This window comes from Streptomyces sp. S.PB5, assembly GCF_030403745.1.
Lineage (GTDB): Bacteria > Actinomycetota > Actinomycetes > Streptomycetales > Streptomycetaceae > Streptomyces.
In genome coordinates this window covers 248,853-260,954 of record NZ_JAQMWP010000005.1, presented here as the reverse complement: position 1 = coordinate 260,954, position 12,102 = coordinate 248,853, and the positions used below count along the sequence as shown (strand labels likewise).

Sequence of the window (12,102 nt, the reverse complement as noted above, 5' to 3'; positions counted from 1 at the left end):
GCATGCCTGAGCACGTCACGTTCCTCCAGCTGCTGGGCCCCGTCGTCCTGGCCCTGGCGGCCGTGCTGTGGGTGACCGCCCTGATCCGCCTCCTGCGCGGCATACGCCCCCAGCGCTCGCTGTTGCGTCCGGACGGCGCGGCAGTCTCCGCCCTCCCGCAACAGCGCCAGACGGCCCCCGAGTCGGAGGTCGTGGAACTGACCCCGGCGGAACGGGACGCGTTCGCTGGACTGGTACGACAACTGGGCGACGGCCACTGAACGGCTGAGCCGCCCGGCAGCAGTGGAACAAAGGTTGCCAAGGCCGGCGTGCAGTCAGTGGTTGTTGCCAGAGTCAGTGGTCGTTGCTGACTTTTCCGCTCGTGACGGCCCGAGAGGCCCTCACGTGCATCCCCAAAGGGACACGGCCACGCCGAGGACAGTGAGGCCGACCGGTCCGCTGCCGAGTGCGCCGAGCCAGGTGACGCCCAGGGACGCGGCGCACTTCCGAGTCTGAGTCTTCTGCGCCTCCGTCAGCTTCGAGCCCCCGACGTAGAAGTAGTTCTTGCCCTCGTACGTGACACAACCGACCGAGGAGGAGCAGTACTCCCCGGGGCGCGCCTCTCGGTACATCGCCTTCCCGCACCCCTTGGAGGGGTAGCAGTACTGGGACGTCTTGACCTTGACGCATTTACGTGGGGCGCAGACGCGTTTTGTCGTGGCAGCACTGGCCGGGATCGCCTGGCCCACGGTGACGAAGAGTGCCGCGAGAATGGCAAACACGGCTATCGCACATCGGCGAAGCGGCATCCTGACGGCTGTGCCGTGCGCGAGGTGCTGTTTGTTGGTCATGGTGTCCTTCCCCCCGGGCTTGTTCATACTCTGGACGGCGCGGATCAATGGTCAGTGTGTTCCGCCAGAGCGCCCGTGACGTGCAGATTCGTAACACGCCTCGCGGATCTCCCGGAAGACTTACAGGTCTGATTGAGAGATCTTGAAATGAGTGCGGCTGTTTCTTTGCCGGGCATGGTGCGAGATTTTGCACCAGCAACTCACCACCCACCTGCCGCCTGTGCGGGTTGACGATCCGCGTTGCTCGGCCACGGCGTGGGCATCTTTGTGTTGTTCACCACGGAATTGCCAAAGGCCGTAGTCGGCCCGGAGGGCGAGGCCGAACGGCGTTATCTGGCAGAGCAGAGGGGGGTGCTCATGTGCCATCCGAGCCGGCCGCGCCCGCACCGCTGTCCGCGCTTGCGGCGTCTCAGGACACCTGCGCCGCGCGCCGCTCCATGGCATCGCGCGCCGCGTCCTCGGAGACGTACACCTCGCACATGTGCCGCCCGTCGGGCGTGGCCGTGTGCTCGACCTCCCACAGCGAGATCTCCGCGCCGTCACGCATCAGGAACGCGTGCTCGTAGAGCGAGAAGCACAGCCCGATCCGTCCCGCGCGGCAGGGCCGCCCGAAGGCCTGCGTGATCTGGTACGCGAACGCCGTGGCCAGCACCGCGGCGGTCTCCGCACCCGGCCGGTCCGGGTTCTCCGCGCGGCGCAGGAGCCGGCGCGCGTGGTCCGCCGAGTCGTCGGGCACATAAGCGTGCCTGGGTGCGGGGACTGGTGACAGCTGAACCGTCACCGGCAGTTCGAAGTCCGGCGTGTCCTGCGGCAGGGGCAGCCGCGCCGTGGCGGCGCGCAGCTCCTCCTCGTCGACGTACACCTCGTGCTGCGGGACACTGCCCCGCGCGGTGTTGTGGACGAGCTCCCACAGGGTGAGCGCCGAGCCGTCGGCGAGCAGCCAGGTGTGACGGTACGTCTCGCGGTGCAGCCCCGCGCTGTGGTGCGCGGAGTGCAGCGAACTGTCGTGCGCGAGCGCGTAGTCGAGGCGCTGTATCGTCTCGTCGGGCAGCTCGAAGGAGTTCAGCGCACGGCCGAGGAGTCGCGCGAGGTGCTCCTCCGGAGACTCGGGCGACTCGCGTGGTTCGTACGCTGCTGTCTCGTACGGAACGCTCAAGGTTTCTCCCGGCGTTGCTGCATGTCACCTTGTGGGTGCATACCGTAGCCCCTCGGTCGGACATCATGTCCGGGAACCGAGAAAACGTGCGCACAGAAAACGCGTGGGCCACGTGAGAAGTTCCCACGCGGCCCGAAGCTCCGTCAAAAGTCGCCGGTCAGAAGGTATTTACCGCTCCTTGGCGTTGGGCGGCGCACCGCCGACCGAGCGCGCCCCGGCGCTCAGTGGGCGCTCACACGGCACTCCCCGAGACCCACTCGGTCCACGACATGTTCCAGCCGTTGAGCCCGTTGTCCGGCGCCACCGTCTTGTCGGGGGAGTTCTTCACGATCACGACGTCCCCGAGCAGGGAGTTGTCGTAGAACCATGCGGCGCTCGTGTCCCCCTGACCGCCCTGCACGTCCTGCAGCCCGACACAGCCGTGGCTGGTGGCCTGCCGCCCGAACGGCGGATTGCCCTTGTTGTACCAGTAGTTGCCGTGGATGAACGTCCCCGACTGCGTCAGCCGCATCGCGTGCGGCACATCCGGGATGTCATAGGCGTTGTCGAGCCCGACCGTCCTGCTGTCCATCCGCAGCTTCGGGAACTTCTCGGAGATCACCATCTGCCCGTTGTACGTGGTGAACTCCGCGCTCCCCGTCGAGATCGGCACCTTCTTCAGCGTCTTGCCGTCCCGCACGACCGTCATGGTCTGCGTGTCCGCATCGACCGTCGAGACCTGCGACCGCCCGACCGTGAACGTGACGGTCTTCTTCTGCACCCCGAAGACGTCGTTCCCGCCCTCGACGCCGTCCAGGTCGATCTTCATCGTGACCTTGGACCCGGCCTTCCAGTATTCCTCCGGCCGGAAGTCGAGCCGCTGCGCCCCGAACCAGTGCCCGACCACTTTCTGCCCACTGCTGGACGTGACCGTGATGTGCGACTGCACGGCCTTCTTGTCACTGATCACCTTGTCGAAGCTGAACGACACCGGCATCCCGACACCCACCGTCGTCCCGCCGTCCGGCGTGTACGTCCCGATGAAGCTGTTCGCCTTGCTGACGGTGCTGAACGTCGAATCGGCCGCGGCGCTGCGCCCGTCGGTGTCCTTCGCGGTCGCCGATATCTCGTACTTCGTTCCCCGCTCCAACTGCTCCTTCGGCTTCCAGCTCCCCCCGTCGGCGGTTATGAAGCCCGGCACGTCCTGTCCCGTCCCCACCACCGTCATCTTCACGTCGGTCAGCTCGCCCCCACTGACCTTCACCCCCGTCGTGTTGATCGACGCTCCCGTCGACCCGTCCTTCGCCGAGATGACGATCTTCGCCTCGGACGACTTGGAGGACTCCCCGCCGCCCTTCCCGTCGTCGTTCTTGGCGTCGGCACCGCCGCCACAAGCGGTGAGGGTAAGCGCGCCGACCGCCAGGACGGCACAGGCCCCCAGTACGCGCCGCGCTGCTATGTCCGGCGTTGTCACGAGCTGCTCCAGGTTCGTGTGATGTGCGTGATCCGCTCCCATGCGTGGAGAAAGAGCGCATCCATGACCGGTCGGGTTCCCTCCGTCCGGCGTGAACGCCATCACGTGACACAACCGGGACAATCACCCGAACGAAATGCGCCATGCGCGGGGCGGGCGCGGAAGCCGCACATGCCGTGAACACGTGCGAGTCGTGCGCTCCTGGCGGGGTGTGACGTGGCGATCTGTGCGCCGACTGACGGGCTCACGGCGCGAACGCCCGTCAGCAATACGCGAATTGAGGGCGCCCCCGCCCCTGGCCCGCGCCCGCCACCAGCCCTGGCCCACGGGCGCACCCCGAACTCCACGCCCCGCCACCAGCTCCGCCAAGGCGCCCGAGCCTGTCACAAGACCCCGGCACAGGCGCAGCCCCCGAAGTCCCGGCACCGCCTCTGTCACCGACCCCCGTACAACTCCCCGTACGACGGCCACATCCCGCCTGGTCCGTCCACCGATTCGGCCGCGCGCACGGCGCGCACGATCGCGCGCGTCACCATGTCGGCGCCGGCCTCGAGCAGCGGGTTGAGCGCGAGCGGGTGCTCGGCGTCGAGCGGGCGCTGCCCCGTCGCCAGCGTGAACACTGTGTCGCCGTCGTTGAGCAGATGCACGGGCCGCACGGCGCGCGCGATGCCGTCGTGCGCCGTGCCGGCGAGCTTCTGCGCCTGAGCCTTCGACAGTTCCGCGTCGGTGGCGACGACGGCGAGTGTCGTGTTCAGCAGGGGCGGTGCGTTCTTCGCGGTGGTCTCGGCGAGGCGTCGGCGCGCGGCCTCATGGACGTGCGCCTCCGGACGGTCCACCCGCCCCTGGAACAACTCCCCGTACAAGACCCCCGTCTCCGGGGCCATCACCGACCCCGCCGCATTGGCGACCGCCAGCGCGGCGACCGTGATCCCCGAGTCGAGGACGATGCTCGCGCTCCCGACCCCGCCCTTCATCACCCCGACCACGGCGCCCGTACCCGCGCCCACGCCGCCTTCCCGCACCCGCGCGCCCTCCGCGCTCGCTGCGGCCGCCTCGACCGCGGCCCGGCCGGTGCCGGCGTCCGGCCTGGCGCGGAAGTTCCCGCCCCGTCCCAGGTCGAAGATGCAGGCGGCGGGCACGACGGGAACGACGTGCGCCGGATCCACCCCGACCGGCACCCCGCGCCCCTGCTCCTCCAGCCACGCCATCACACCGGACGCGGCGTCGAGCCCGTACGCGCTGCCGCCGGTCAGCACGATCGCCTCGACCCGCTGCACCACATTGCGCGGGTCGAGCGCGTCCGTCTCCTTGGTGCCGGGGCCGCCGCCACGCACGTCCACGGCCGCGACGGCGCCGCCTTCCGGGGCGAGTACGACGGTGGTGCCGGTGAGCCAACCGTCGCCGATGCGCGTCGCATGCCCCACACGCACACCGGCGACGTCCGTCAGGGCGTCAACAGTCATGGCACCAGTGTCGTCCAGGCACCGGCCTGTCACACGACCGGAGCGGCCTCTTTGCTCTCCCGCGCCACCATGCGCGCCGTCAGCGTCACCCCGGTCGCCACCGCGAGCGCCGAGACGATGCCCGCCGCGAGCACGGCCCAGTCGCCCAGGAACGTGCAGACGATCACGAGCAGTGCCGTGACCGGCAGCACCAGCTGCTGGGCGGTGCCCACCTTGAAGTGCCGCGAGTGCAGTGCCCAGACGGAGAGCAGGTAGAGCGCCGTCGGCAGGGTCACCGCTGCCGACGCGGCCAGTGTGGAGATGTGCGCCTTGCCGATCGCCTGCTCGACCGCCACCTCCAGGCCGGCGCCGATCGCGGCGGCCGAGGCGAAGATCAGATAGTGGCCGTAACCCCACAGGAACGCCTGCTTGTTGGAGCGCAGATGGCCGTGGATCGGTACCACGAAGTAGATCCACCACGCGGAGAAGATGATCAGCAGCCCGCCCGCGGCGATCGGCAGCAGATCGCCGAGCGCGTCGTTCTCGTCGGCACCGGTCTTCACGGCGACCGTGGCCGCGGCGATCGTCTCGCCCAGGACGATGATCGTGAACAGGCCGTAGCGCTCGGAGATGTGGTGCGGATGCCAGGAGGTGGCGAAGTCCTTCTCCGCGTACCGGGGCACGCACATCTCGAGGATCGCCATCACCAGGAACACCCAGGGCCGCGCACCCTCGGGCAGGAACAGCCCCAGCCAGCCGACCTGGCAGAGCAGCACGCCACCGGCGTACCGGAGTGCCGTCGTTCTCTCCGCTCCCTCGCTCGAACGCGCCACGCGCAGCCACTGCGTCACCATGGCGAGCCGCATGATCACATAGCCCAGCCAGACGAACAGGAAGTCGTGGTCCTCGAACGCCCGGGAGACCCCGGCCGCGAGCACCAGCACACCGGCGATCTGCACCAGGGTGACGACCCGGTAGAGGACGTCGTCGTTGTCGTAGGCCGAGGCGAACCAGGTGAAGTTCATCCAGGCCCACCAGATGGCGAAGAAGACCATCGCGTAGTCGAGGATGCCTTCGCCCGCATGCGACTCGGCGACGGCGTGCACGAGCTGGACGCCCGCCTGGGCGATGGCCACGACGAAGCACAGGTCGAAGAAGAGTTCCAGTGGCGAGGCGACCCGGTGGGCCTCGCCACGGCCCCGGGCGGTGAGTTTGCGCAGTGGCCCCTCGTACAGGGGAGCGCCCGAAGGTGTCGGAGTCGGAGCAGAACTGGACGTCATGAGTCCAAGCACAGCAGATACCCGCCGGAAATTCTTGTGAACGGATTCACAAGCGAACGAGGGGTCAAAGACCCGAAGGAAACGCCAGCTCACCCGACGTGACGGCCCCCGGGCTCGCCTGCCCTCGGGACCTAGGTCCCGCAACTCGGGACCAACGCGGCCCACCGTCCCGCCCTCGCGGGCGTGGAATGGACCCATACCGACGAAGCGATGCGGAAGGTGCGGGTCATGACTGCCGTCCCTGCGGAAACCACCACCGTCACTCCCACCGAGGAGACGGCCCAGCAGACGCCGCCACCGGGGGAGGGGGCCTGGACCGGCTTCCGCGGCGGACTGTGGCGCGACGCGATCGCCGTCCGCGACTTCGTCCAGAGCAACTACGCCCCCTACGAGGGCGACGCCTCCTTCCTCACCGGACCCACCGAACGCACCACCAAGGTCTGGGACAAGCTCCTCGCGATGTTCCCCGACGAGATCGCGCGCGGTATCCACGACGTCGACGTCAGCACCCCGTCCCGCATCGACGCCTTCGCGCCCGGCTGGATCGACCCCGACCTCGACCTGATCGTCGGCCTGCAGACCGACGCCCCGCTCAAGCGCGCCATCATGCCCAACGGCGGCTGGCGCATGGTCGAGAGCGCCCTCAACGCCTACGGGTACGAGGCCGATCCGGCTGTCCGGGAGATCTACACCAAGCTCCACAAGACCCACAACGACGGTGTCTTCGACGCCTACACGCCGGAGATCCGCGCCTGCCGTTCCTCCGGCATCATCACCGGCCTGCCCGACGCCTACGGCCGCGGCCGCATCATCGGCGACTACCGCCGCGTCGCCCTCTACGGCGTCGACCGGCTCATCGTCGCGAAGCGCGCGGACAAAGCCGCACTCGAAGTCGAGTGGCCGAGTGCGCAGGTGATCCAGGAACGCGAGGAAGTCGCCGAGCAGATCCGCGCCCTCGAAGAACTCAAGGCCATGGCCCTTTCCTACGGCCACGACATCTCCGGCCCCGCCCGCACCGGCCGCGAGGCCGTCCAGTGGCTCTACTTCGCCTACCTCGCAGCCGTGAAGGAACAGAACGGCGCCGCCATGTCGATCGGCCGCATCGACGCCTTCCTCGACATCTACCTCCAGCGGGACATCGAACGCGGCCTTCTCACCGAGTCCCAGGCTCAGGAGCTCATCGACGACTTCGTCATCAAGCTCCGCATCGTGCGCTTCCTGCGCACCCCCGAGTACAACGAGGGCTTCTCCGGCGATCCCACGTGGGTCACCTGGTCCATGGCGGGCCTCGGCGAGGACGGGCGCCCCCTGGTCACCCGCACCACCTTCCGCGCCCTCAACACCCTCTACAACCTCGGCCCCGCCCCCGAACCCAACCTCACCGTCTTCTGGTCCCCGCGCCTGCCCGAGGCCTTCAAGTCGTACGCCGCCCAGGTCGCCATCGACACCAGCGCCCTGCAGTTCGAGTCCGACGAGCTCATGCGCCCCAAGTACGGCGACGACACCGCCATCGCCTGCTGCGTCTCCGCGATGGCCATGGGCAAGCAGATGCAGTTCTTCGGCGCCCGCGTGAACGTCGCCAAGGCCCTGCTGTACGCCATCAACGGCGGCCGCGACGAGGTCACCGGCAAGACGATCGTCGAGGGCTTCGAGCCCGTCACCGACGAGTACCTCGACTACGACACCGTCCTCGCCCGCTACGACACCATGCTCGACTGGCTTGCGAAGACCTACGTCCACGCGCTCAACGTCATCCACTACATGCACGACAAGTACGCCTACGAGCGCCTCGAAATGGCCCTGCACGACCGGCAGATCCTGCGCACCATGGCGTGCGGCATCGCCGGACTGTCGGTGGCGGCCGACTCCCTGTCCGCGATCAAGCACGCACGCGTGAAGGTCGTCCGCGACGAAACGGGCCTCGCCGTGGACTACGTCGTCGAGGGCGACTACCCGGCGTACGGCAACAACGACGACCGGGCCGACGGGATCGCCCGCCGGATCGTCCACGAGTTCATGACGAAGGTGCGCCGGCACCCGACGTACCGCGACGCCGTGCACACCCAGTCGGTCCTGACGATCACCTCGAACGTCGTCTACGGCAAGAAGACCGGCAACACGCCTGACGGCCGCCGCGCGGGCGCCCCCTTCGCGCCCGGCGCCAACCCCATGAACGGCCGCGACGAACACGGGTACGTCGCCTCGGCGCTCTCGGTCGCCAAGCTGCCGTACGACGACGCCGAGGACGGCATCTCGCTGACCAACACCATCACCCCGGACGCCCTCGGGCGCACCCCCGGGGAGCGCGTCGCCAACCTTGCCGGCGTCCTGGACGGCTACATGGCGAGCGACGGCTTCCACATGAACGTCAACGTGCTCGACAAGGCGACCCTCGAGGACGCGATGGACCACCCCGAGAAGTACCCGCAACTGACCATCCGGGTCTCGGGATACGCGGTCAACTTCATCCGCCTCACGCGCGAGCAGCAGCTCGACGTCATCAACCGCACCTTCCACGGATCGCTGTAAGGGAGCAGCGCGATGACCACGCTTCTTCCGCCCGCGCCGACCACGCCGGCGACGGGCGGCGGCGCCTCCGCCGGGGCGGCCACTCCCGCCGCCGCGGTGACCCGGCGCCCGGTGGTCGGCTCGGTCCACTCGTGGGACCTGTCGACCGGCGTCGACGGCCCCGGCACCCGCTTCGTCACGTTCCTGTCCGGCTGCCCGCTGACCTGCCTGTACTGCCACAACCCCGACACCTGGCGGATGCGCGACGGCAAGCGGACCATGGCCGACGAGCTCGTCGCCGAAGCCGGCAAGTACACGCGGTTCATCGCGGCCTCGGGCGGCGGGGCGACCGTCAGCGGGGGAGAACCGCTGCTCCAGCCCGTCTTCACGGGCGAGCTGCTGCACCGCTTCAAGCACGAACTCGGCCTGCACACCGCCCTGGACACATCCGGCTTCCTCGGCGACCGCGCCACCGACGCCTTGCTGCGCGACACCGACCTGGTCCTGCTCGACATCAAGTCCTGGGACCGCGCCACCTACCGCAGGGTCACCGGCCGCCCGCTCGAACCGACCCTCGGCTTCGCCCGCCGTCTGGCCGACCTGGGCAAGCAGGTCCACGTCCGCTTCGTCCTGGTGCCTGGCCTCACCGACGACCCCGAGAACATCGACGGCGTCGCAGTCTTCGCCGCCTCGCTCGGCAACGTCAGCCGCGTCGACGTCCTGCCCTTCCACAAGCTCGGCGAGGCCAAGTGGCAGGCGCTCGGCCGGCCCTTCGCCCTGCACGACACCCCCGGCCCCACTCCGGAGCAGGTCTCCCTGGCCAGGGGCATCTTCGAGACCCACGGGCTGTACGCGGTGTGAGCCGTCACGGAGATCGGTACGCCCGCCCTCCCCGGCAGGCCCCGGGCGCCGACCGCCCCCAAGGCCGCCCCGGCCGGGCCCCGGCCGTCCACCGCCGAGCTGCCGTCCCGGACGTCCGGCGCCCGAAGGGCCGTACCCTGGACGCATGAGCACCGCCCCCGACTCCGAGCCGCATGCCCCCAAGCCGTCGCTGATCTTCGACGACCCGCTGGACCAGCAGTCCTCGGACGACACGGACCGCGGCTGGGGCGAGCGGCCCGGCTCCGACAACGCGGCCGATCTGAAGCGCTTCCTCGACGAGAAGCCGCCCCACCACCTCTGACCGAGCCGGACCACCACCCGTCGGACTCGGCGGGCCGTAGCTGCTACCGCTCGTCGTGCCCGGACCCCCGCTGTGCGACCAGCGCGTCGCGGATCTCCTTGAGGACCTCCAGCTCGGTCACCTCGATGACCTCGTGCGTCCCCTCCTTGGCCTTCCTGCGGGCCTCCTGGCGTGCCAGGTACTTCGACATCGGCAGCACCATCAGGAAGTACACGACCGCCGCGGTGATCACGAAGCTGAGGGTCGCGCCGATGACCGAACCCCACATGATCGGGACGCCACTCCGCACCGTGCCGTCCGCCGCGACCTCGCACGGGTCCTTCAGGCAAAAGCTGTAGCTGTCGAGATTCTTGGTGCCGATCGCCCCGACCAGCGGATTGATCATTCCCTTCACCACCGAGTTCACGACGTTGGTGAAGGCGGCGCCGATGACAACCGCTACCGCCAGATCGACGACGTTCCCGCGCGTCAGGAAGGTCTTGAAGCCCTCCAGGACACTCGGCTTCTTCTCGCTCACTCGGAGGCCTCTTCTCGCATGCACAGGTTGTGGAACAAACAGCTCCGCAACCTACGTCAACGCGAGGCGACCCTGTCCAATTGGGTAGCTCGAAAGAGGGACTTGACAGAAATTCGCGCAACAGGCGCACCGCACGGCTCAACACAGCGTCACCGCCAGCCTCGCCGTAGCGCTCGCGCCTGCGAGACGCGCCGCGATGGAACGCGGCACCGAGAGCACCACCAGGGCGCCCATCTCCGTGGCGCCCTCCAAGGGCTCCGGCACCTTCTTCACCCGCGCCCCGCGTGCGACCACACGGGCGTCACCACCCGTCGCCGTCGTCTCGGCCGCGATCACATCGACCCGGTCGCCGGGCCGCAGCAGCAGAACCGTGGCGCCGTCGGCGATCCGCACCGGCGCCGTCACCATCTCGACGGCGCGCTGCTCCCGTACCGGGGCGGCTGCGGGATGCCCGCGCGCCCCGTCGGCGTCCCCCGGAGCGACGGCCACCAGCGCGGCCGCGGTGACGGCGAGGCCCGCAGCCACGGCCCGCCTGCGATGCCGTACGAGCCGGGCCAGTTGATACCGCCCGCCACGTACCCGCACGGGAGCGAAGTGCGGTACTTCGCACGTGGCGGGGGCGTCGGCGCCCGGCGGGTGCGGAGCAGCAGGAGAGAAGGGCGAGGGTGAAGGAGGAGACGGAGCGAAGGACATGGAGAACCACCACCTGTCACGAGAGATCGGCTTGCAAGGCCACGATGAGGCCTCGCGCCGCCGCCCGCCGGGACAGGTGGATCACCGACCGATTGTGGACAACTTCCTCACCCGAACGGGGAGTTCCGCCCGTTCGGGAGCCCTTTTCTCCACAACGTCAGGGCAGTTCGAAGCCCGGGTCCATGCCGCCCAACGCCGTTGTGCACAGGCAGTCCCGCTCCTCGTTCGCCGGCAGCGCGGCCACCGCGTCGAACAGCACCCCCCGCAACCGGTCCACATTCGCGGCGAACACCCGCAGCACCTCGTCGTGCGAGACGCCCTCACCGGTCTCCGCACCCGCGTCGAGATCCGTGACCAGCGTCAACGACGTGTAGCAGAGCTCGAGTTCACGGGCGAGCGACGCCTCGGGATGACCGGTCATGCCCACCACGGACCAGCCCTGCGCCCGGTGCCACAACGATTCTGCCCGCGTCGAGAAGCGCGGTCCCTCGATCACGACCAGGGTCCCGCCGTCCACAGCCTCCCAGTCCCGGCCGCGTGCCGCCTTCAGCGCGGCCGCCCGCCCCACCGGGCAGTACGGGTCGGCCAGCGACACGTGCACCACGTTGGGCACGTCGCCGCCGGGCAGCGGCAGCCCGTCGAAGTACGTCCCCGCGCGGGACTTCGTACGGTCGACCAGCTGATCCGGCACGAGCAGCGTGCCTGGCCCGTACTCCGGGCGCAGACCGCCCACCGCACACGGCCCGAGAACCTGGCGCGCCCCCACCGACCGCAGCGCCCACAGATTGGCGCGGTAGTTGATCCGGTGCGGCGGCAGATGGTGGCCGCGCCCGTGCCGGGGCAGGAAGGCGACTCGCCGGCCCGCTATCTCGCCGAGGAAGAGGGAGTCGCTGGGCGGTCCGTACGGGGTGTCCACCTGGATCTCGGTCACGTCGTCGAGGAACGAGTAGAAGCCCGAGCCGCCGATTACACCGATCTCTGCGTTCGCCATGCCACGCACACTAGCTGGCCCCGGAGCCGGTCAGAGAGGAGCTCCACAA

Annotated in this window: 12 protein-coding genes; 4 read left to right on the top strand and 8 right to left on the bottom strand. The window is 69.2% G+C overall.

The features are described from left to right. Window positions 1-2 precede the first annotated feature (2 nt). Complete coding sequence (locus PH203_RS15130; RefSeq protein ID WP_289920459.1) at window positions 3-260, top strand: hypothetical protein; 258 nt, start codon at window positions 3-5, stop codon at window positions 258-260. A 120-nt stretch (window positions 261-380) separates the two neighbouring features. On the opposite strand, the gene PH203_RS15125 is transcribed toward PH203_RS15130, so the two are convergent. From PH203_RS15125 to PH203_RS15105, 5 genes are all read right to left on the bottom strand, one after another. Beyond that, on the bottom strand, window positions 381-830 hold the full coding sequence (locus PH203_RS15125; protein WP_289920458.1) for a hypothetical protein: 450 nt from the start codon (window positions 828-830) through the stop codon (window positions 381-383). A 409-nt stretch (window positions 831-1,239) separates the two neighbouring features. Then, the gene (locus PH203_RS15120) at window positions 1,240-1,986 is read right to left on the bottom strand and encodes a DUF6227 family protein (RefSeq protein WP_289920457.1); all 747 of its coding nucleotides are present in this window, start codon (window positions 1,984-1,986) and stop codon (window positions 1,240-1,242) included. A gap of 232 nt (window positions 1,987-2,218) precedes the next feature. Then, on the bottom strand, window positions 2,219-3,439 hold the full coding sequence (locus tag PH203_RS15115; protein ID WP_289920455.1) for an Ig-like domain-containing protein: 1,221 nt from the start codon (window positions 3,437-3,439) through the stop codon (window positions 2,219-2,221). 434 nt (window positions 3,440-3,873) lie between these two features. Then, entirely contained in the window at window positions 3,874-4,902 is a 1,029-nt protein-coding gene (locus PH203_RS15110) for a P1 family peptidase (RefSeq protein ID WP_289920454.1), read from the bottom strand. Window positions 4,903-4,931: 29 nt separating this feature from the next. After that, window positions 4,932-6,161 (bottom strand): low temperature requirement protein A, encoded by a 1,230-nt coding sequence (locus PH203_RS15105; protein WP_289920453.1) that lies wholly within the window; start codon window positions 6,159-6,161, stop codon window positions 4,932-4,934. 228 nt (window positions 6,162-6,389) lie between these two features. On the opposite strand from PH203_RS15105, the gene pflB reads away from it, so the two are divergent. The 3 genes from pflB to PH203_RS15090 all read left to right on the top strand — a co-directional run bounded on the left by pflB (window position 6,390) and on the right by PH203_RS15090 (window position 9,852). Further along, window positions 6,390-8,690, top strand: coding sequence for a formate C-acetyltransferase (gene pflB / locus PH203_RS15100; protein ID WP_289920452.1), 2,301 nt, complete (start codon window positions 6,390-6,392; stop codon window positions 8,688-8,690). Between the two features lie 12 nt (window positions 8,691-8,702). Next, a complete protein-coding gene (gene pflA / locus PH203_RS15095) occupies window positions 8,703-9,530 on the top strand; it encodes a pyruvate formate-lyase-activating protein (RefSeq protein WP_289920451.1) in 828 nt (275 codons plus the stop codon). Between the two features lie 145 nt (window positions 9,531-9,675). Beyond that, window positions 9,676-9,852, top strand: a complete 177-nt coding sequence (locus PH203_RS15090; protein WP_289920450.1) for a hypothetical protein — start codon at window positions 9,676-9,678, stop codon at window positions 9,850-9,852. Window positions 9,853-9,895: 43 nt separating this feature from the next. Here the strand turns inward: PH203_RS15090 and mscL are convergent, their stop codons facing one another. The 3 genes from mscL to PH203_RS15075 form a co-directional block, all read right to left on the bottom strand. Continuing rightward, window positions 9,896-10,369, bottom strand: a complete 474-nt coding sequence (gene mscL, locus PH203_RS15085; RefSeq protein ID WP_289920449.1) for a large conductance mechanosensitive channel protein MscL — start codon at window positions 10,367-10,369, stop codon at window positions 9,896-9,898. Window positions 10,370-10,507: 138 nt separating this feature from the next. Continuing rightward, entirely contained in the window at window positions 10,508-11,062 is a 555-nt protein-coding gene (locus tag PH203_RS15080; RefSeq protein ID WP_289920448.1) for a hypothetical protein, read from the bottom strand. A 157-nt stretch (window positions 11,063-11,219) separates the two neighbouring features. Next, complete coding sequence (locus PH203_RS15075) at window positions 11,220-12,053, bottom strand: S-methyl-5'-thioadenosine phosphorylase (RefSeq protein WP_289920447.1); 834 nt, start codon at window positions 12,051-12,053, stop codon at window positions 11,220-11,222. Between the last annotated feature and the right edge of the window lie 49 nt (window positions 12,054-12,102).

Coding starts and splice junctions, on each gene's coding strand:
- PH203_RS15130 (WP_289920459.1), top strand. CDS start 3: ATGCCTGAGCACGTCACGTTCCTCCAGCTGCTGGGCCCCGTCGTCCTG.
- PH203_RS15125 (WP_289920458.1), bottom strand. CDS start 830: ATGACCAACAAACAGCACCTCGCGCACGGCACAGCCGTCAGGATGCCG.
- PH203_RS15110 (WP_289920454.1), bottom strand. CDS start 4,902: ATGACTGTTGACGCCCTGACGGACGTCGCCGGTGTGCGTGTGGGGCAT.
- PH203_RS15105 (WP_289920453.1), bottom strand. CDS start 6,161: ATGACGTCCAGTTCTGCTCCGACTCCGACACCTTCGGGCGCTCCCCTG.
- pflB (WP_289920452.1), top strand. CDS start 6,390: ATGACTGCCGTCCCTGCGGAAACCACCACCGTCACTCCCACCGAGGAG.
- pflA (WP_289920451.1), top strand. CDS start 8,703: ATGACCACGCTTCTTCCGCCCGCGCCGACCACGCCGGCGACGGGCGGC.
- PH203_RS15090 (WP_289920450.1), top strand. CDS start 9,676: ATGAGCACCGCCCCCGACTCCGAGCCGCATGCCCCCAAGCCGTCGCTG.
- PH203_RS15080 (WP_289920448.1), bottom strand. CDS start 11,062: ATGTCCTTCGCTCCGTCTCCTCCTTCACCCTCGCCCTTCTCTCCTGCT.
- PH203_RS15075 (WP_289920447.1), bottom strand. CDS start 12,053: ATGGCGAACGCAGAGATCGGTGTAATCGGCGGCTCGGGCTTCTACTCG.